This window comes from Sphingomonas sp. CFBP 13733 (genome assembly GCF_014841795.1).
GTDB lineage: Bacteria > Pseudomonadota > Alphaproteobacteria > Sphingomonadales > Sphingomonadaceae > Sphingomonas > Sphingomonas aerolata.
Map to the genome: position 1 here is coordinate 307,286 of NZ_JACYUP010000002.1, position 18,902 is coordinate 326,187.

Consider the following 18,902-nt stretch of genomic DNA (forward strand, 5'->3'; position numbering starts at 1 on the left):
CTTACTACCCCTCTCCCCCCGGGGAGAGGGAAGGAGCCGCCATGTGGCGGCGGAAGGGTGAGGGCACGTGACCGCCCGTGCCCTCACCCTCCCACCCGCAAGTGCGGGCGGGCCCCTCCCACTCCCCCGCGGGGGAGCGGGAAACTGAGGACGAACGACATGGGCTACGAAGGCCAGGATTTCAGCGATATCGCAGCCGGCGTCAGCCCGGCGTTCGTAGAGACGCTCTACGCCAAGTTCACCGCCGATCCGGCCTCGGTCGAATCCGGCTGGCGGACGTTCTTCGAGGGGCTCGAAGGCTCCGCGCAGGGCCCGAGCTGGGAAAGCGCGCGCTGGCCGCTGACCACCACGGACGATCTGACCGCGGCGCTCGACCCGACCCAGATGGAGCCCGCGCCCAAGCCCGCAAAGGGTGGCGGCAAGCCTGCTCCCGCCGCCGCCGCGCCCGCCCCCGTCTCGAAGGACGAGATCGCCAAGGCCGCGGCCGACGCGATCCGCGCGCAGCTGCTGATCCGCACCTACCGCGTCCGCGGTCACCTCGCCGCCAATCTCGATCCGCTCGGCCTCTCGAAGCGCGAGATGCCCGAGGATCTGAAGACCGAATATCACGGCTTCTCCGACGCCGACATCGACCGCAAGGTCTATCTCGGCGGCACGATGGGCTTCGAATGGGCGACCATCCGCGAGCTCGTCGACACGCTGCGCAAGAATTATTGCGGCAATGTCGGCCTCGAATACATGCACATCGCCGATGTCGAGGAGCGCCGCTTCCTCCAGGAGCGCATGGAGGGCCAGGACAAGGCGATCGAGTTCTCCGTCGACGGCAAGAAGGCGATCCTCAACAAGGTCATCGAAGCCGAGCAGTGGGAGAAGTTCCTCGGCAAGAAGTATGTCGGCACGAAGCGCTTCGGGCTCGACGGCGGCGAATCGATGATCCCCGCGCTCGAATCGGTCATCAAGTACGGCGGCCAGATGGGCGTGCGCGAGATCGTCATCGGCATGGCGCATCGCGGTCGTCTGAACGTGCTCGCCAACGTGATGGCAAAGCCGCTCCGCGTCATCTTCCACGAATTCGCCGGCGGATCGGCCAACCCCGATGACATCGGCGGCTCGGGCGACGTGAAGTATCACCTCGGCACCAGCACCGACCGCGAGTTCGACGGCCACAAGGTTCATATGAGCCTCGTCGCCAACCCGTCGCATCTCGAGGCTGCCGATCCGGTCGTGCTCGGCAAGACGCGCGCGATCCAGACGCTCAACAACGATCTGAAGGACCATGTCGCCTCGCTCCCCGTGCTGATCCACGGCGACGCGGCGTTCGCGGGGCAGGGGATCGTCTGGGAGTGCCTCGGCTTCTCAGGGATCCGCGGCTACAACACCGGCGGCTGCGTCCACTTCATCATCAACAACCAGGTCGGCTTCACGACCAGCCCGCAGTTCGCGCGCTCGTCGCCCTACCCGTCGGACGTCGCCAAGGGCGTCCAGGCGCCGGTCTTCCACGTCAATGGCGACGATCCCGAGGCGGTGACCTTCGCCACCAAGATGGCGATGGAATTCCGTCAGAAGTTCCACCGCGACATCGTCATCGACATGTGGTGCTATCGCCGCTTCGGTCACAACGAGGGCGACGAGCCCTCCTTCACCCAGCCGCTGATGTACGACATCATCCGCAAGCATCCCGGCGTCAGCTCGGTCTATGGCAACCGCCTGATCAAGGAAGGCGTCATCGACCAGCCCTGGATCGACGAGAATGTGAAGCAGCTTACATTGCGGCTTGAGGGTGAGTTCGAGGCGGGTGCGTCGTACAAGCCGAACAAGGCCGACTGGTTCGGCGGTCGCTGGACCGGCCTCAGCGCGCCGACCGACGGCGCCTCCGCGCGCCGCAACGTCGAGACGGGTCTCAGCCAGAAGCTGTTCGACTCGCTCGGCCGCACGCTGACGACCGTTCCCGAGAGCGTGAAGATCCACAAGACGCTCGCGCGCGTGCTCGACGCCAAGCGCGAGATGTTCAAGTCGGGCAAGGGCTTCGACTGGGCGACCGGCGAAGCGCTCGCCTTCGGCGGCCTGCTCTCCGAAGGATACGGCGTCCGTCTGTCCGGCCAGGATTCGGGCCGCGGCACCTTCTCGCAGCGTCACGCGGTCTGGGTCGACCAGACCGACGAGCACAAGTACGTGCCGCTGCAGGAGATCGAGCACGGCAATTTCGAGGTGCTCGACAGCCCGCTGTCCGAGTACGGCGTGCTCGGCTTCGAATATGGCTACGCGCTCGCCGATCCGAAGACGCTCGTCCTCTGGGAGGCGCAGTTCGGCGATTTCGTCAACGGCGCGCAGATCATGATCGATCAGTTCATCACGTCGGGCGAGTCGAAGTGGCTCCGCGCCAACGGCCTCGTGATGCTGCTCCCGCACGGCTATGAAGGGCAGGGGCCAGAGCACAGCTCGGCGCGTCCCGAGCGCTTCCTCCAGTCCTGCGCGGACGACAATATCCAGGTTGCGAACTGCACCAGCCCGGCGAACTATTTCCACCTGCTCCGCCGGCAGATGCACCGCAATTTCCGCAAGCCCTTGATCGTGATGACGCCCAAGTCGTTGCTCCGTCACAAGCTCGCGGTGTCGAACGCCGAGGACTTCCAGGGCGACAGCCACTTCCGCCGCCTCCTGTCCGACACCAATGGTGCGGCGGACGTCGATACGAAGCGTCTCGTCCTGTGCACCGGCAAGGTCGCCTACGACCTGATCGAGGCGCGCGATGCGGCGGGCGACACCGACACGCAGATCGTCCGCGTCGAACAGCTCTATCCCTTCCCCGGCAACCCGATCGCCGAGCGCGTCGCCAGGATGCCGAACCTGGAAGAGATCGTCTGGGCGCAGGAAGAGCCGAAGAACAACGGCTACTGGTTCTTCGTCGAGCCGCTGATCGAGGAGGCGCTGGCCAGCGTGAATTCGCCGGTCAAGCGTGCGCGCTACGCCGGGCGCAGCGCCTCGGCCTCGCCCGCGACCGGCCTGATGAAGCGTCACCAGGCCGAGCAGGGCGCACTCGTCGCCGACGCGCTCGGCCACAGCGTCCGCGACGAAATCCGCCGCACCCGCGCGAACTGAACTGTCTTCTACCACCCCGGCGAAGGGGCACCCATTAAAGTAATACTTTGATGGGACCCAAGCCGGGGCCCAGTTGGGATGGTAGATATAATTGAGCGAAACGCCGGCCAATCAGCGTTTCGTAACTGGACCCCGGCCTACGCCGGGGTGGAGGAACCGAGAAAATGGCAACCGAAGTCACCGTCCCCGTCCTGGGTGAATCGATCACCGAAGCCACCCTCGGCGAGTGGCTGAAGCAGCCCGGCGATCCCGTCGCCGTCGACGAGCCCATCGCCAGCCTCGAGACCGACAAGGTCTCGGTCGAGGTGCCGTCGCCGGTCGCCGGCGTCATGGGCCAGCACGCCGTCGCGGTCGGCGACACGGTCCAGGTCGGCGCGATGCTCGCCACGATCGACGCCGGTGACGGCGCCGCCGCTGCCCCCGCCAAGGCCCCCGAGCCCGCCGCGACCGCAACGCCTGCCAAGGACGAGTCCGGCGCAGGTTACGGCGACCAGCCCGGCGCCGGCACCAGCGACTCGCCCGCAGCTCTCTCGCCATCGGTCCGCCGCGCGGTCCTCGAGCACGGCGTCGACCCCGGCACCGTCAAGGGCACCGGCCGCGACGGCCGCATCACCAAGGAAGACGTGACCGCCGCCGCCTCGAGCAAGCCAGCGCCCGCCGCAGCACCCGCGCCGGCACCCGCCGCAGCGCCCGCAGCCTCGGGCCGCGGCGAAGAGCGCGTCCGCATGACGCGCCTGCGCCAGACGATCGCCAAGCGTCTCAAGGAAGCGCAGAACACCGCCGCGATGCTGACGACGTTCAACGACGTCGACATGACCGCGGTGATCGAGGCGCGCGCCAAGTACAAGGACTTGTTCGAGAAGAAGCACGGCGTCCGCCTCGGCTTCATGGGCTTCTTCGTGAAGGCCGCGACCATGGCGCTGCGCGACATCCCATCGGTCAACGCGTCGATCGACGGCGACGACATCGTCTATCACGACTATGCCGACATCTCGGTCGCGGTCTCGTCGCCGGGCGGCCTCGTCGTCCCCGTGATCCGCGATGCCGACCAGATGTCGGTTGCGACGATCGAGAAGACGATCGGCGACTTCGGCAAGCGCGCCAAGGACGGCGCACTCAAGATGGACGAGATGAAGGGCGGTACCTTCACCATCTCGAACGGCGGCGTGTTCGGCTCGCTGATGTCGACCCCGATCATCAACCCGCCCCAGTCCGCGGTCCTCGGCCTCCACCGCATCGAGGAGCGCCCGGTCGTCGTGAACGGCCAGATCGTCATCCGCCCGATGATGTACCTCGCCCTCAGCTACGATCACCGCCTGATCGACGGCCGCGAAGCCGTGACGTTCCTCGTCGCGCTTAAGAACGCGATCGAAGACCCGACGCGCATCCTGATCGACCTGTAAGTATCTAACCAACCCGGCGCAGGCCGGGGCCCAGTGGGGAAGGCCGCGGTGACGAAGCGCCTCGCCCTCCCCATATATCTCCCAACTGGGCCCCGGCCTGCGCCGGGGAAGTAAGAGAGAAGCGACAATGGCTGACTATGACTATGACGTCCTCGTAATCGGCGCAGGCCCCGGCGGCTACGTCGCGGCGATCCGCGCCGCACAGCTCGGGCTGCGCACCGCCTGCGCCGAGAGCCGCGACACGCTCGGCGGCACCTGCCTCAACGTCGGCTGCATCCCGTCCAAGGCGCTGCTCCACGCATCCGAGCTGTACGAGGAGGCCAAGGCCGGTCACATGACCAAGTTCGGCGTCGAGTTCACCGGCGTCTCGCTCAACCTCGACCAGATGCACGCCGAGAAGGCCAAGGCCGTCAAGGAACTGACCGGCGGCGTCGAATTCCTGTTCAAGAAGAACAAGGTGACCTGGCTCAAGGGCAAGGCCGCGTTCCAGGACGCGCACACCGTCGACGTCAACGGCCAGACCGTCACCGCCAAGAACATCGTCATCGCCACCGGCTCGAGCGTCATGCCGCTCCCCGGCGTCGCGGTCGACCAGACGACCGTCGTCGACTCGACCGGCGCGCTCGCGCTCCCCAAGGTGCCCGAGCACATGGTCGTCATCGGCGGCGGCGTGATCGGTCTCGAGCTCGGCAGCGTCTGGCGTCGCCTCGGCGCGAAGGTGACCGTCGTCGAATTCGTCGACCAGATCCTCCCCGGCTTCGACGGCGAAGTCCGCCGTGAGAGCGCCAAGCTGTTCAAGAAGCAGGGCATGGAGCTGAAGCTCTCGACCAAGGTCACCGGTGTGACCGTCGACAACGGTGTCGCGACCGTCACCGTCGAGCCCGCTGCCGGCGGTGCGTCCGAGACGATGACCGCCGACGCAGTGCTCGTCTCGATCGGCCGCAAGGCGAACGTCGACGGCCTCAATCTCGAAGCCATCGGCCTCGAGCTCAACAAGCGCGGTCAGATCGAGACCGACCACAGCTTCAAGACCAAGGTCGACGGCGTGTGGGCGATCGGCGACTGCGTCCCCGGCCTGATGCTCGCGCACAAGGCGGAGGACGAGGGCGTCGCGGTGGCCGAGAACATCGCCGGCCAGACCGGCATCGTCAACGAGGACGTCATCCCGTCCGTCGTCTACACGATGCCCGAAATCGCCGGCGTCGGCCTCACCGAGGAAGCCGCGAAGGACATGACCGCCGAATCGGGTGGCATCAAGGTCGGCAAGTTCCCCTTCGCCGCCAACAGCCGCGCCAAGACCAACCGCGACACCGACGGCTTCGTCAAGGTCATCGCGGATGCCAAGACCGACCGCGTGCTGGGCGTCTGGATCGTCTCGAGCCTCGCCGGCACGCTGATCGCCGAAGCCGCCATCGCGATGGAATTCGGGGCGACCAGCGAAGACATCGCCTACACCTGCCACGCGCATCCGACGCATGCCGAGGCGCTCAAGGAAGCGGCGATGGCCGTACAGGGCAAGCCGATCCACATCTGAGTCCGACCGCGCGACGGCCGTAGCGAAGCTACGGCCGAGCACCCCGCGGTCAGACCGGCCGGCGGCGCTCCAGCGCCGTCCGACGACAGGGGCTTAGCCCCTGTCCGACCAAGCCCCGGCTAAACTGCGTTTCGGAAGGGCGTCGGTGGAAACCCCACCGGCGCCCTCTCCACGTCCGCCGAACGCGCGCGAAACATACCCGCTCTCAAGCCCAAACCCCGCGAGCGACCCGCACCCCCCTCCGTCATCCCGGCGAAAGCCGGCACCCACGGTCACGGCGAACCCGGCGATACCGCACCGTCATAACCCGGTCCGCGACCATGGGTCCCGGCGTCCGCCGGGATGACGGGAAGGGGAGGCGCCACAAAATCGCTCCCGCACCCGCCACAACCCGCCCCCCTCCCGTCATCCTGGCGAAAGCCAGGATCCAGAACCCCAAGCGCACCCGCCCGCGGCACTGGGTCCTGGGTCGAGCCCGGGATGACGGCAGGGGGTGGGCGCATCATGTCTCTCGCCATCGATCGCCGGGCCGTAGCGGCAGGCAAACCCGCAACGACCCGCACCCCATCCGTCATCCCGGCGAACGCCGGGACCCATGGTTACGGCGGACCCGGCGATCCCGTGCCGCCATAACCCGGCCCGCGACCATGGGTCCCGGCGTCCGCCGGGATGACGGGAAGGAGAGGCGCGACAAAATCGCTCCCGCACCCGCAACGGCCCGCATCCAGCGTGAACCCAGTACGCCGCACCCGCAGCGCTCCCAACCCGCCCCCTCCCGTCATCCCGGCGAAAGCCGGGACCCAGAGCCCCAAGCGCACCCGCCCGCGGCCCTGAGTCCCGGTTCGGGCCGAAATGACGACAGGCAGGGGGTTGCCTCGTACCCTGCCAACCTCCACCAACCGCTCATCCGCACCTCACCGCATCCATCCCTCACCTCGGGTCGAAACTGAGCCAGATTAGTGCAGTTGTTAGCAATCCGTTTACCAGCCCGGCATAGCCACTCGTCTCCACGCCGCGGCGACGCCACCGTCGCGACCGGCCGTGCAAGGAGCCTGCCGTGCGTGCGTTGATGATCCTGGCGATAGGAACGGCCTGTCTCGCCGGTTGCGCGACGCAGCCCCAGGGCGGTACCGCGAGCAAGGCGCCGGCCGCGGACCCCGCACCGGCCGCCCCAAACTGGACGACGATCGCGACGCCCGACGACCGCGCCCGGCTCGCCGCACTCGGCGACAGCTGGACGCGCGCGCGCGCCGCGGTGCCCAGACGCCTCGCGGGCCGGGTCGCGGCCGAGGGCGCGCTGCTCGATCCCGCAGGCGCGCTCGACCTGCCCGCGCTGTCGCCCGGTTCCTATCGCTGCCGGCTGGTCCGGCTCGGCGGGCGGGCGGGCTATGCGAGCTTCGCGCCCGATTTCTGCTATGTCGACGGCAACGGCGCCGGGCTGTCCTTCACCAAGCAGACCGGCACGACGCTGCCCGGCGGCTGGCTGCACCCCGACACCGACCGGCGGCAGGTGTTCCTCGGCACCGTCCGCACCGCGCCCGCGCAGGTCGCGCCGCCCTATGGCACCAACCCGGCGCGCGACGTCGCGGGCGTCGTCGAACGCGTCGGCCCGCTGCGCTGGCGCCTCGTGATGACGCGCGCGGGGCAGGGCGCGATCCTGGATCTCTACGAGTTGGTCCCGGTGCCGCCCGCGACGCCCGCGACGCCGCGCTGAGCGTAGAACCCTCCCCCTTGCGGGGGAGGATCGGAAGCATCAGCCCTTTGGCGGCTTGGCGAAGTTCGCCGCAAACCGCTCCAGGCCCGATGCGAACGAGTCGATCACCTTGGCGAATTCGGGCGGCAGCGCAGCAGCGTCGCTCCTGGGCGGTTCCGGCGTCTCGCCCGCGAACGGCCCGCTGCCCGCCGTCGACGCGCCCGGAGCCTCCGGCGAAGCCTCGGCCGAGGATTCTGGCGGCCTGGGCGGCTTGGGTGGCTCGGGCGGTGCAGGTGGCGGCGTCGCGCCTCGCATATCCTTCGCCGTGATCGCGGTCGCCGCCATCATCAGCCCGGCCGCGATGACCTGGCGTCCCGCGGGCGTGCCCATCTGCCGCGTCAGCGCTGCCGCGATCCCCGCGAACGGCGCCGCGCCGCCATGCTTGCCCGCCTTGGCGGACCAGCGCGCCTCGAACCCCTCGCTTTTCGTCGCGCCCGTCTCGGCCTCGCGCTCGCGCGCCTCGCGTTCGCGACGCTCCTTCTTCTTGCCCATCTCGGTCTCCAGCACTGTATTGTACTAACAATACACTATGTAACTATCGTCGGCACCTTGGACAATGGTTCGGCGTTACCCATCTTTGCGAGCACCCGCCCGGCGCCCTCCCGGGCTTGTCGCGTCCGAACAAATGTGGAACAGACTCTCCTATGCTGACCAAGATTTCCGTACGCGGCGCGCGTGAACACAATCTCAAGGACGTCGATATCGACATCCCCCGCGACACGCTGACGGTGATCACCGGGCTGTCCGGCTCGGGCAAGTCGAGCCTCGCCTTCGACACGATCTATGCCGAGGGCCAGCGCCGCTACGTCGAGAGCCTCAGCGCCTATGCGCGCCAGTTCCTCGAGCTGATGCAGAAGCCCGATGTCGACCATATCGAGGGCCTCAGCCCCGCGATCTCGATCGAGCAGAAGACGACCTCGCGCAACCCGCGCTCGACCGTCGCGACCGTCACCGAGATCTATGATTACATGCGCCTGCTCTGGGCGCGCGTCGGCATCCCCTATTCCCCCGCGACCGGCGAGCCGATCGCCGCGCAGACCGTCAGCCAGATGGTCGACCGCGTCATGGCGCTCCCCGAGGGCACGCGGCTCTATCTGCTCGCCCCCGTCGTCCGCGGCCGCAAGGGCGAGTATCGCAAGGAACTCGCCGAGTGGCAGAAGGCGGGCTTCACGCGCGTCCGCATCGACGGCACGATCCACGACATCGACGAGGCGCCTGCGCTCGACAAGAAGTACAAGCACGACATCGAGGTCGTCGTCGACCGCCTGGTGGTGGGCGGCGAGATCGCCACGCGCCTCGCGGAATCGTTCGAGACCGCGCTGAAGCTCGCGGAAGGCCTCGCCTATGTCGACCCCGCCGACCCGGTCGAGCCGCACACCCCCAAGTCCGAAATCCTCGGCAGCAACGCCCCCGACGGCCGCATCGTCTTCAGCGAGAAGTTTGCCTGCCCGGTCAGCGGCTTCACCATCTCCGAGATCGAGCCGCGCCTCTTCTCGTTCAACGCGCCCCAGGGCGCGTGCCCGGCCTGCGACGGCCTCGGCGAGAAACTGCTGTTCGACGAGGACCTCGTCGTCCCCAACCACATGCTCAGCATCAAGAAGGGCGCGGTCGTCCCCTGGGCGAAATCCAACCCGCCCTCGCCCTATTACATGCAGGTCCTCGGCAGCCTCGCGCGCGAATACAAGTTCGACATCGAGACCCCCTGGGGCGAGCTCCCCGAGGAGGTCCAGCGCGTCATCCTGCACGGCTCGAAGGGCAAGCCCGTCACGCTCACCTTCATCGACGGCAAGAAGAAATACGACGTCTCCAAGCCGTTCGAGGGCGTCATCGGCAACCTCAACCGCCGCCTGCTCCAGACCGAGAGCGCGTGGATGCGCGAGGAGCTGAACAAATACCAGTCCGCCGCCCCGTGCGAGGTCTGCGCCGGCGCGCGCCTGAAACCCGAAGCGCTCGCGGTCAAGATCGCGATGAAGGACATCAGCTACGCGACCCACCTCTCGGTCGTCGACGCGCTCCAGTTCTTCACCGACATGCCGCAGCATCTCGGCGACCAGCAGAACGCGATCGCCGAGCGCATCCTGAAGGAAATCGTCGAGCGCCTCGGCTTCCTCAACAATGTCGGCCTCGACTATCTCAACCTCGACCGCACCTCGGGAACCCTAAGCGGCGGCGAGAGCCAGCGCATCCGCCTCGCGTCGCAGATCGGCAGCGGGCTGTCGGGCGTGCTCTACGTCCTCGACGAGCCCAGCATCGGCCTGCACCAGCGCGACAACGACATGCTCCTCAAGACGCTGCGCCGCCTGCGCGATCTCGGCAACACCGTGCTCGTCGTCGAGCATGACGAGGACGCGATCCGCACCGCCGACTATATCATCGACATGGGCCCGGGAGCAGGCGTCCGCGGCGGCCAGGTCGTGGCCCAAGGCACGCTGAAACAGATCCTGAAGTCGAAGACCAGCATCACCGCCGACTATCTCAACGGCACGCGCGAAGTGCCGGTCCCGACCACGCGACGCAAGGGCAACGGCAAGAAGCTCACCGTCCACAACGCCACCGCGAACAACCTGACGGGCGTCACCGCGAGCATCCCGCTCGGCACCTTCACCTGCGTCACCGGCGTCTCGGGGTCGGGCAAGTCGAGCTTCACGATCGACACGCTCTACGCCGCCGCCGCGCGCGAACTGAACGGCGCGCGCATCGTCCAGGGCAAGCACGACAAGATCACCGGCCTGCAATATCTCGACAAGGTCATCGACATCGACCAGTCGCCGATCGGCCGCACCCCGCGCAGCAACCCCGCCACCTATACCGGCAGCTTCACGCAGATCCGCGACTGGTTCGCCGGCCTCCCCGAAGCCCAGGCGCGCGGCTACAAGCCCGGCCGGTTCAGCTTCAACGTCAAGGGCGGCCGCTGCGAGGCGTGCCAGGGCGACGGCGTGCTCAAGATCGAGATGCACTTCCTCCCCGACGTCTATGTGCAGTGCGACGTCTGCCACGGCGCGCGCTACAATCGCGAGACGCTCGAGGTGAAGTTCAAGGGCCACAGCATCGCCGACGTGCTCGACATGACCGTCGAGGACGCCGCCGAGTTCTTCAAGGCGGTCCCCCCGATCCGCGACAAGATGGCGATGCTGGTCGAGGTCGGTCTCGGCTATGTCAAGGTCGGCCAGCAGGCGACGACGCTCTCGGGCGGCGAGGCGCAACGCGTCAAGCTCGCCAAGGAACTCTCGCGCCGCGCGACCGGCAACACGCTGTACATCCTCGACGAGCCCACCACCGGCCTGCATTTCGAGGACGTCCGCAAACTCCTCGAAGTCCTCCACGCGCTCGTCGAGCAGGGCAACACCGTCGTCGTGATCGAGCATAATCTCGACGTCATCAAGACCGCCGACTGGGTCCTCGACCTGGGGCCGGAGGGCGGCGTCAAGGGCGGTGAGATCGTCGCCGAAGGCACGCCGGAGAAGGTCGCGAAGGCCAAGGGCAGCTTCACGGGCAAGTATCTGGCGCCGTTGCTGGAGAAGAAGGTGGTGACGGCGGAGTGATTATTCGGCCATTCGGTAGATATCACTGCTTAGAAGGCCGGATCCAAATCGATAAGGGCTGTAAAATCCTCTAGAATCTTGTCGCTTCTAGATTTGACAAATAGACTGACATTTAGCTTATCGTTAAGCGTAGTTTGATTTGCAATAAGCCACTTGCGATATATTTCCGAAAAGGGATCCGATATATGATCTTTTATAGTATCAAGCCATGTAATATATTCTCCTTTTGCTAGACATGCCGCCCCAAACATAAGAGCCGGCTTTTCCCAGTCGCTCACTTCATCAAAGCGCGTTTTCATTTCGCGAAAATAACCGCGATCATTCAAAATGCCACGAATCAATAAATGTTGCCGCTTCTCAATCACCGATCCTTGGAGCTCCAAGATCGCGAGCAATTCATGGCTGATTGGCAAAGCCTGTATAGTAAATAGATAACCAACCCAGATACGGGAAATGGCCATGTCTTTGTAAGGGGGCGAGTTAAGCAGGTTTACCAGAACTTCCGCGATCTGGGAGGCCGAGTCTGGCTGACGCTGAGCCATTGCGCCCATTAATATGCAAAAGTCTCTAGGCGTGTAATAAAGTAACTCGGCAAACCTATGAGCAAATGAAATAGGATCTGGGTAAACGACGGCTCTGAGCGCCTTCAGGACGACGCGAACAGCTGTATAATCAACATTTTCTCGATGAATTATTTCTTCGAGCTTTGTAGCGAGATCCTCGGGATTAATTTCTTGAATGTCTTCTACCGACACGTCCTCTTCGTCGTAGACAGCTCAAATATACTGGCTCAATGCCACCAGTTCGTCATCATTAAAAATATCTGAGAGCTTTTTGTCTATAATGCCGTGAGCTAAATCTGACGTGTAAGTCTTAGTCTTGCTCGCATTAAGGCTGAGACCTTCTGTTAGCATAAGATGCTCGGCTAGTCTGCAGAGAGTGGAGTGAACCTCATTTTGATGGTTTAGCACAATCCGAAAGTCGTCCACATACCGCGTGTATTTCTCAGATCTTGCCGAAATCATTCGGTCCGTATCGTTTAGCAAGCCCTCGGCAAGCAGTCGTGAAGCGGAGGTTCCAACCGGCAATCCATGGGACTGGCGTGCTCGGCTAAATTTGATAATACCTTCAATTATCTTGCGTACGCTATTGGAGGCGCCACAATCGTCAAGAACATGCTCAATTCTGTGGAAGTAAACGCGCGCATAAAAATCGGAAATGTCTGTCTCAATAACATACTTAACGTCTGAGAAGGGATTTGGATCGTGAAGGGTGTCCCTCTGGTACGATAGCCAATCATGAAAGCTTGACGAATCAGAAAACAGCTTTGGGTTGGTGGCATCATCGATAAATCGATACGAGAAAGGCCCTTCGGTCGAGGGAAGGCGAATGGCTTCGATCGACGGTGCTATTTGGATGACCGCAGCGGTGTATAAGAGCGTATCGGCTGGGTAGAGCTGATGAGCTATCCTAAATGATAGCGCGCTTTTAGGCGTTAAGGCTTCGAAGCAGCTTTTTGGCTTGTAAGACGCTGCATCGATTAAACCAATTCTTGTGGAAATTTTTTCGCTCTCTTCGGCATAGAAAGTGAACTCGAACGGCGGGGGAAAAATGTCGGTATCACCCATCGCGGCCAGATGAAGAATCGCGCGAGCTGCGGAATGTGCTTCGAGCATGATTGTTGTAACTCCGAAGCGCTACGTTAACGCCATAGTATGTAATGCTGCGTCAAATGAACAGATCTGGCAACCCTGTTGACTGTTGAAGCGCGACATTTAGTCGACGTATTCCTACCACCGGGGGATCGGGAATAACTTGGGTATTACGTTCGGATCAGACCGCAACGCCCCTGCTGCTCGACGCACCTGCGAAGCATGGGGCAGCCTTAGACGGCGCCATTCCAGCCAAGCACGATGACTGGCACGCCGGTTCGCGTAACCAGCTTCCAGCCCACCCCGCCGCCTGCTATAATTCCCCACATGGCCAAGCTCTCGCCCATCGAGTCCGAGTTCGCGACCACCGAAGAGGCGGAAGCCTATGACGCGTGGTTCCGCGCGAAGGTCGAAAAGGCGATGACGTCCACCGAGCCCAGCATCCCGCACGATCAGGTGATGGCGATGGTGCAGGAGATCATCGAGCAGCATCGGCCGCGGTGACGCTGCCGCTCGTCTGGACGGACGATGCCACCAGCGACCTGCTGGAGATCGCCGACTATATCGCCCCGCGCAATTTCGCCGCCGCGCAACGGCTGATCGCCGCGATCAGGCACACAGCGGAGACGCTACCCGATCACCCCTATCTCTACCGCCCCGGCCGCGTCGCCGGCACTCGCGAGGCGGTGGTCCATCCCAACTACGTCCTCGTCTACCGCGTCACCAAGACGATCGAGATCCTCGCCGTCCTCCACGCCCGCCAGCGCTACCCCTGAAGCCCCGCCGCCGCGCGCATCGGCGCATTGATCCGCCCCTGCCAGCCCGGCCCGCCCTCGCGAAAAGTCGCCAGCACGTCGGGATCGACTCGCACCGTTCCTTGCTGCCTGACCCCGCAACCCCTCGGCCGAGTCGCGCCGTCTCTGCCGCCCGATCCGGTCCCCCACCGCCGCCCGACCGCCGAATTGCACGAAACACCTCGGCGAAAGGTACGGAATGACCGCCCCGGAGGGCTGTCCTACTACCCCCGTTTCAGCATATCTGATCGGTCCTCTCCCCTCGGGATAGGATCAAAACGTGAACAAACGTTCCGACACGCCGCCCCGCGCACCGGCCTTCGCGACGGTCCCCGGCACCGACTATGCCGCGCTCTACGCGCCCGAGCCCATAAAGCCGCGGATCACCTCGACCGCCGACACCCCCAGATGGGGCGGCACGCCTGCGCGGCTGCGCGTGCAGCCCGGCTCCGCCGTCTCGGGCCCCGGTCTGGCGGTCCCCCGCGCGGTCGTCCCCGAAGGCGGCGCCCCCGCGAGCTATCCCCGCACGGACGATCGCTACACGGCCGTGATCGCCTCGCCGCCCACCACCTTCGTCACCGGCGGCGCGGAGGTGGACGACGACGACCCCCTCGACACGCCCGCCGCCGCGGCGCCGCCCCGCGCGCCCGCCGACCCGGACACGCCCGGCGACGACCCCGACCCGCACCAGCCCGCGCGCGACGCGCTCGACCTCATGCCACCGGGCGCCGCCTGCGGCTCGCGCCGCCAGGACGGCTGGTCCGCCGCCAACCAGCGCCGCTTTCTCGAGGCGCTCGCCGAGGGGCACGGGGTCGATGTCGCCGCGCGCCGCGTCGGCCTGTCCGCCACCTCGGCCTATGCGTTCCGCCGCACCGCCAAGGGCGCGGTGTTCGCGCTCGGCTGGCGCGCCGCCGCGCTCGTCGCGCGCGATTCGATCGCCGAGACGCTGCTTGTCCGCGCGCTCGAGGGGACGGTCGACACGATCGTCCGCGGCGAGACGGTCATCACCCGGCACAAATACGACAACCGGCTCGGCCTCGCGCTGCTCGCCCGGCTCGATCGCCAGGCGGAGAGCGCGCCCGATGCCGATGCCAAGGCCGCGCGGCTCGTCGCGCAGGAATTCGACGCCTATCTCGATCTCGTCGGGCGCGATCAGGGCGCGGCGCGCGCGGGGCTGTTCCTCGCGCGGCGGACGGGCGGGGCCGGGGCAGGGGGCGCCGATGATGCCGCGGGGGCCGATGCGCATGATCTCGCGCCGATCTACGCGCTCGCCGCCGCCGACCGGCTCGTCCGCACCGGCGTCGCGACCGCGGCCGAGGTCGATATCGCCGATCTCGATCCCGCCGCGCGCGCCGGCTGGAGCGGCGAGCAATGGGCGCCCGCCGAGGCTGCCGGGATGGTCGCACTCGCCCCGCCGCCCCCTGCGCCCCCTCCCGCCGGGGACGACGAAACCGCGCTATCGTCTCAACATTCGCAACATTCGGCCGAGGAGGAGGACGACGACGACTATGATTATGACGACGATGACGACTATGCGGAGGCGGGGGACGTCGGGGGCGCGCTGCCCGGTTTCGACCCGCCGGTCTGGCGCTGCGCGGCGACCGGCGCGTGGCGCACCCGCTTCCCGCCGCCGGCCGGGTTCGCGGGCGCGGTGGTCGGCGACTATGGCGACGACGACTATGCCCGTGCGCTCACGCCGGCCGAGGCCGAGCTGATGGACGCGGCGCAGGATCTGTCGCGCGCGTCGCTCGCGGCGTCGGAGCGGCAGGATCGCGACCGCTGGTTCGCGCGCGTCACGACGCGGATCGCCGCCCTGACGGTTCAGCTCGCCGCGTCGGCGGATCCCGGCGACGGTTCCGGTGCCGAACCCGGCCTCGATCCGGGAACAGGGTTGCACGCAAGCCGTTGAGGCTGCGCAACAACCAGGACATTCGTCATGCCAACCCCCGTGCGTCACCCGCACCGCAAGCCCAAGACCTTCGGCCGCACCGCGATCGCCGCGGGGGTCGCCGCGATCGGCCTGGCCGGCGCGCTGCTCGCGGCCTGGCTGCGCCGCGCGCCCGCCAATCCGGCCGAGCATGCCGCCCCCGATCTCGCCCCCGCCCGCCCGCATCCCGGCCCCGCCGACCGCGCGCCCGACGCCTTCCGCCCCGATCCCACCGCGGTCCCGACCAAGGCGGAATATGACTCGCTGCGTCCCGCGACGCTGCCGGTCACCTGATCCAAGTTTTTTCACGGAGAGTTTCATGAGCATTTTCAGCAAGATCAAATCCGCCATCTTCGGCGAAAAGGGCCCGCTCGGCAGCGGCCATTTCGGCACCCCCAAGCCCGCCGCCCCGGCACCCGCGCCAGCCCCCGCCGCCATCGCCCCGAAACCAGCCCCCGCTGCTCCGGCGGCCCCCGCCCCACAGGCCGCCCCCGCCGCCACCCAGCCGGTCGATGTCGAGGCGGTGCTCTCGGGCATGGCGTCGCGCAAGAATTCGGACCTCAACTGGCGCAGCTCGATCGTCGACCTGATGAAGCTGCTCGACCTCGACTCCAGCCTCGACAACCGCAAGGAACTCGCCACCGAGCTCGGCTATACCGGTGCCAAGGACGGCAGCGCGGAGATGAACATCTGGCTGCACAAGGCCGTGATGCGCGAACTGGCCAAGAATGGCGGCACCGTCCCCGCAGGTCTGCAGGACTGAGTGCATCGGCGCCGGCAACAAAGGCCGGCGCCGAGCATTGAGGTGATACCGACAACCCTCTGAAAGGACACGAAATGCGCGCTATGACGCTGGGCCTTATGGCCGCCTCCACCCTGATCGCCGGCTGCGTCGGCGGTGGCGGCGACCGCTACGGCGTCGACCCGCGCTATCGGTCCTATGACTATAATCGGCCCGACCCTGCCTATGGCAGCTACGACGCCGGCCGCTACTACCGCGACGACCGCCGCTACCGCGAACGCCGCCTGTCGAACAACGACCGCATCTATCGCGGCAATGACGGCCGCTATTATTGCCGCCGCAACGACGGGACGACCGGTCTGATCGTCGGCGGCGTGGCCGGCGGCGTGCTCGGCAACGTCATCGCACCCGGCGGTTCGGGTCTTCTCGGCACCGTGCTCGGCGCCGCCGGCGGCGCGCTCGCCGGACGGGCGGTCGATCGCAGCAACACCCCGGCACGCTGCCGCTAACGACCGGGGCTGGCGGCGTTCTGTTACGCCGCCGGCCTTGGCGCTGCGGGGGATCTTTCTGATGGTAATGGTCGTCTAAAAACACCGCCAGATTTGCAATTTCGGGTCGTCTGGCCCATATGGAGATTTGCTACAGTCGCATATCGACGGTTCTTGGCGCTTTGCGGCACCTTTCTCCTTCTTTCCCTGCTCCGCGGCATCGGGCGGTCCGAACCTCGGATTGCCCCATAACAAAGAAGGAGCCATCGCATGGCTATCACTGGCACCGTAAAGTTCTTCAACGCCGACAAGGGCTATGGCTTCATCGCTCCCGATGGCGGTGGCAACGACGCATTCGTGCACATCACCGCGGTTGAGCGCGCCGGCATGCCGACGCTGAACCAGAACCAGCGCGTCACCTATGAGCTCGAGCCCGACAAGCGCGGCAAGCAGTCGGCTGTGAACCTCCAGCCGGCCGACTGAGGCTGTCGGCGGACTTGTCCGCCGATGACTGATTTCGGTCGCGGCGCGGCGGCTCCTATGGCCGCCGCGCCTACTTCCTCTAGTTCCTCAGGAGCGCAGCAGCATGGCCGATAATCCAGAATTCTACCGGGCCCGCGCTGAAGAAGAGCGTCGCAACGGCGATGCCGCCTCGCTCGACAATGTCCGCGACCGCTGCCGCCGCGCCGAAAAGGCCTGGGACGACATGGCCAACCGTGCCGAGCGCACGCAGACGTTGCGCGCCGCCCGCGAAGCTGCCCCCCCCGGTGGCGAGCGCATGGCAAATACCACGATGATCCCCGCCGAATAAGATCGGCTTCGAACGGCCGCCGCTATCGGCGGCCGTTTCCATATTCAGCGCTCGAGCGTGGTTACACGCCGCACCGTCAGCGCAGTCCACCTGTATCCTTCCATTTGTCGAGGATTTCCGGCGCCGGCGGTAATCGATCCGCTTCGACTGGTGTCGAGGCACCAGTGACCCCACTTGTCGGAACCGTAACCGACATCGTTTCAGCCAGACCGGAATTGCCTCTAGCGCCACCCGCACTATCAGGCAGCACTGTGGTCGAGAGTGCTACAAATGCCGTCCCGGTTGCCCCGCCGGGCACCGGCTCGTGGCCGAGATAGTGCTGGTTAAAGGCCGCAGCGGTGCCCCAATAGCCTTTCCACCGGTGGAAGAAATGTGCGCCGACCACCGCCGTCATCACCAGACTGCGGCTCCATAGCGGCGTGACGGCATAGGTATGATAATGCGTCGCCAGTCCGACCGGCGCATAGACATAGCCCGCCAAAACCATCGCCGCATTCCGCTCAGCCCGGACCCAGGCAAGCCTGGCCGGTGCGCGCGCGGTCGCACCGTCACAGGCAAAGCTGAACTGACATGCAGTTGGTGCCCCGCCCGAATGCGGCCCCTGATAGACCACGCCGCAGACGGTTGCCGGAAAGGCGGGATGGCGGACACGATTGAGAATGACCTGAGCAACCGCGCGTTGCCCGGCATCGGGCTCGGATGCGGCCTCGTAATAGATCGCCGTCGTCAGGCATAACAACGCCCGCGCCCGGTCGGTCGCGCTCGTCCGCGTCATTGAAAAGGGACGTGTCGCCACGACGCCGGGATCCCCCGTGGAAGCATCAACTAAAATGGGCATCTTGGGGAGGGCGGTCGTTCCCGTCACTCCGGGGACGGGAGCCCCAAAGTCCCTGGGAATGCTCTCAAGAGCATCGCTATGGCGCCCCTCGCCATTGCCGCCACGCAAAGGTGTCCCGGCATCCCTTGGCGCGTCACGGAACGCTGCGTGCGCAAACAGCGCGGTCGACGCGATCACGCCGGATATGGCAACCGGCAACCATCGCCGTCTCGATGACCGGGAGGCCCAGCGCGTCGTGTTCAAAATCCCGCTATCCTTGCGCCACCGTCATCAAAGACGGCCAGCCATATCGCAGGAAACCCTACCGTTCCGCTACCGA

Annotated in this window: 17 protein-coding genes and 1 pseudogene; 13 read left to right on the top strand and 5 right to left on the bottom strand. The window is 65.9% G+C overall.

Annotated features, from left to right (window positions below; genetic code table 11):
• Positions 1-159 precede the first annotated feature (159 nt).
• The 4 genes from IFT71_RS05590 (at position 160) to IFT71_RS05605 (ending at position 7,750) form a co-directional block, all read left to right on the top strand.
• On the top strand, positions 160-3,099 hold the full coding sequence (locus tag IFT71_RS05590) for a 2-oxoglutarate dehydrogenase E1 component (RefSeq protein WP_192139597.1): 2,940 nt from the start codon (positions 160-162) through the stop codon (positions 3,097-3,099).
• 164 nt (positions 3,100-3,263) lie between these two features.
• On the top strand, positions 3,264-4,502 hold the full coding sequence (odhB, locus tag IFT71_RS05595) for a 2-oxoglutarate dehydrogenase complex dihydrolipoyllysine-residue succinyltransferase (protein WP_192139599.1): 1,239 nt from the start codon (positions 3,264-3,266) through the stop codon (positions 4,500-4,502).
• Positions 4,503-4,629: 127 nt separating this feature from the next.
• Positions 4,630-6,036: a dihydrolipoyl dehydrogenase gene (lpdA, locus tag IFT71_RS05600; RefSeq protein ID WP_192139601.1), complete on the top strand. Its 1,407-nt coding sequence runs from the start codon at positions 4,630-4,632 to the stop codon at positions 6,034-6,036.
• A 1,057-nt stretch (positions 6,037-7,093) separates the two neighbouring features.
• Positions 7,094-7,750: a DUF4893 domain-containing protein gene (locus IFT71_RS05605; protein ID WP_342212600.1), complete on the top strand. Its 657-nt coding sequence runs from the start codon at positions 7,094-7,096 to the stop codon at positions 7,748-7,750.
• A 39-nt stretch (positions 7,751-7,789) separates the two neighbouring features.
• On the opposite strand, the gene IFT71_RS05610 is transcribed toward IFT71_RS05605, so the two are convergent.
• Positions 7,790-8,296 (bottom strand): hypothetical protein, encoded by a 507-nt coding sequence (locus IFT71_RS05610; protein ID WP_206757442.1) that lies wholly within the window; start codon positions 8,294-8,296, stop codon positions 7,790-7,792.
• Positions 8,297-8,433: 137 nt separating this feature from the next.
• Between IFT71_RS05610 and uvrA the strand changes: the two genes are divergently transcribed.
• Complete coding sequence (gene uvrA, locus IFT71_RS05615) at positions 8,434-11,331, top strand: excinuclease ABC subunit UvrA (protein ID WP_192139605.1); 2,898 nt, start codon at positions 8,434-8,436, stop codon at positions 11,329-11,331.
• A gap of 29 nt (positions 11,332-11,360) precedes the next feature.
• On the opposite strand, the gene IFT71_RS05620 is transcribed toward uvrA, so the two are convergent.
• Entirely contained in the window at positions 11,361-12,086 is a 726-nt protein-coding gene (locus tag IFT71_RS05620) for a hypothetical protein (RefSeq protein ID WP_192139607.1), read from the bottom strand.
• A 21-nt stretch (positions 12,087-12,107) separates the two neighbouring features.
• A complete protein-coding gene (locus IFT71_RS05625; RefSeq protein WP_192139609.1) occupies positions 12,108-13,007 on the bottom strand; it encodes an RNA-directed DNA polymerase in 900 nt (299 codons plus the stop codon).
• A 303-nt stretch (positions 13,008-13,310) separates the two neighbouring features.
• Here IFT71_RS05625 and relB point away from each other — a divergent pair, with 303 nt between their 5' ends.
• Both relB and IFT71_RS05635 read left to right on the top strand, forming a co-directional pair.
• Positions 13,311-13,487 (top strand): type II toxin-antitoxin system RelB family antitoxin, encoded by a 177-nt coding sequence (relB, locus tag IFT71_RS05630; protein ID WP_192139611.1) that lies wholly within the window; start codon positions 13,311-13,313, stop codon positions 13,485-13,487.
• On the top strand, positions 13,484-13,759 hold the full coding sequence (locus IFT71_RS05635; RefSeq protein ID WP_192139613.1) for a type II toxin-antitoxin system mRNA interferase toxin, RelE/StbE family: 276 nt from the start codon (positions 13,484-13,486) through the stop codon (positions 13,757-13,759). Before relB ends, IFT71_RS05635 begins: the two co-directional genes overlap by 4 nt.
• Here the strand turns inward: IFT71_RS05635 and IFT71_RS05640 are convergent.
• Positions 13,750-13,878, bottom strand: a pseudogene (locus tag IFT71_RS05640) (BrnA antitoxin family protein); the annotation flags it as partial. The gene IFT71_RS05635 and the pseudogene IFT71_RS05640 overlap by 10 nt on opposite strands.
• Positions 13,879-14,057: 179 nt before the next feature.
• Here IFT71_RS05640 and IFT71_RS05645 point away from each other — a divergent pair.
• The 6 genes from IFT71_RS05645 to IFT71_RS05670 all read left to right on the top strand — a co-directional run bounded on the left by IFT71_RS05645 (position 14,058) and on the right by IFT71_RS05670 (position 17,745).
• Positions 14,058-15,686, top strand: coding sequence for a hypothetical protein (locus IFT71_RS05645; RefSeq protein ID WP_192139617.1), 1,629 nt, complete (start codon positions 14,058-14,060; stop codon positions 15,684-15,686).
• A gap of 27 nt (positions 15,687-15,713) precedes the next feature.
• Positions 15,714-15,998 (top strand): hypothetical protein, encoded by a 285-nt coding sequence (locus IFT71_RS21690; protein WP_192139619.1) that lies wholly within the window; start codon positions 15,714-15,716, stop codon positions 15,996-15,998.
• 25 nt (positions 15,999-16,023) lie between these two features.
• Positions 16,024-16,467 carry a DUF3597 domain-containing protein gene (locus IFT71_RS05655; protein WP_192139621.1) on the top strand — a complete coding sequence of 148 codons (444 nt, stop codon included), beginning with the start codon at positions 16,024-16,026 and terminating at the stop codon, positions 16,465-16,467.
• A gap of 74 nt (positions 16,468-16,541) precedes the next feature.
• Entirely contained in the window at positions 16,542-16,955 is a 414-nt protein-coding gene (locus IFT71_RS05660) for a glycine zipper 2TM domain-containing protein (protein WP_192003563.1), read from the top strand.
• 249 nt (positions 16,956-17,204) lie between these two features.
• Positions 17,205-17,417 carry a cold-shock protein gene (locus IFT71_RS05665; protein ID WP_031394996.1) on the top strand — a complete coding sequence of 71 codons (213 nt, stop codon included), beginning with the start codon at positions 17,205-17,207 and terminating at the stop codon, positions 17,415-17,417.
• 103 nt (positions 17,418-17,520) lie between these two features.
• Complete coding sequence (locus IFT71_RS05670; protein ID WP_056405216.1) at positions 17,521-17,745, top strand: hypothetical protein; 225 nt, start codon at positions 17,521-17,523, stop codon at positions 17,743-17,745.
• Positions 17,746-17,821: 76 nt separating this feature from the next.
• Here the strand turns inward: IFT71_RS05670 and IFT71_RS05675 are convergent, their stop codons facing one another.
• The gene (locus IFT71_RS05675; protein WP_244654782.1) at positions 17,822-18,826 is read right to left on the bottom strand and encodes a cell wall hydrolase; all 1,005 of its coding nucleotides are present in this window, start codon (positions 18,824-18,826) and stop codon (positions 17,822-17,824) included.
• Positions 18,827-18,902: the final 76 nt, after the last annotated feature.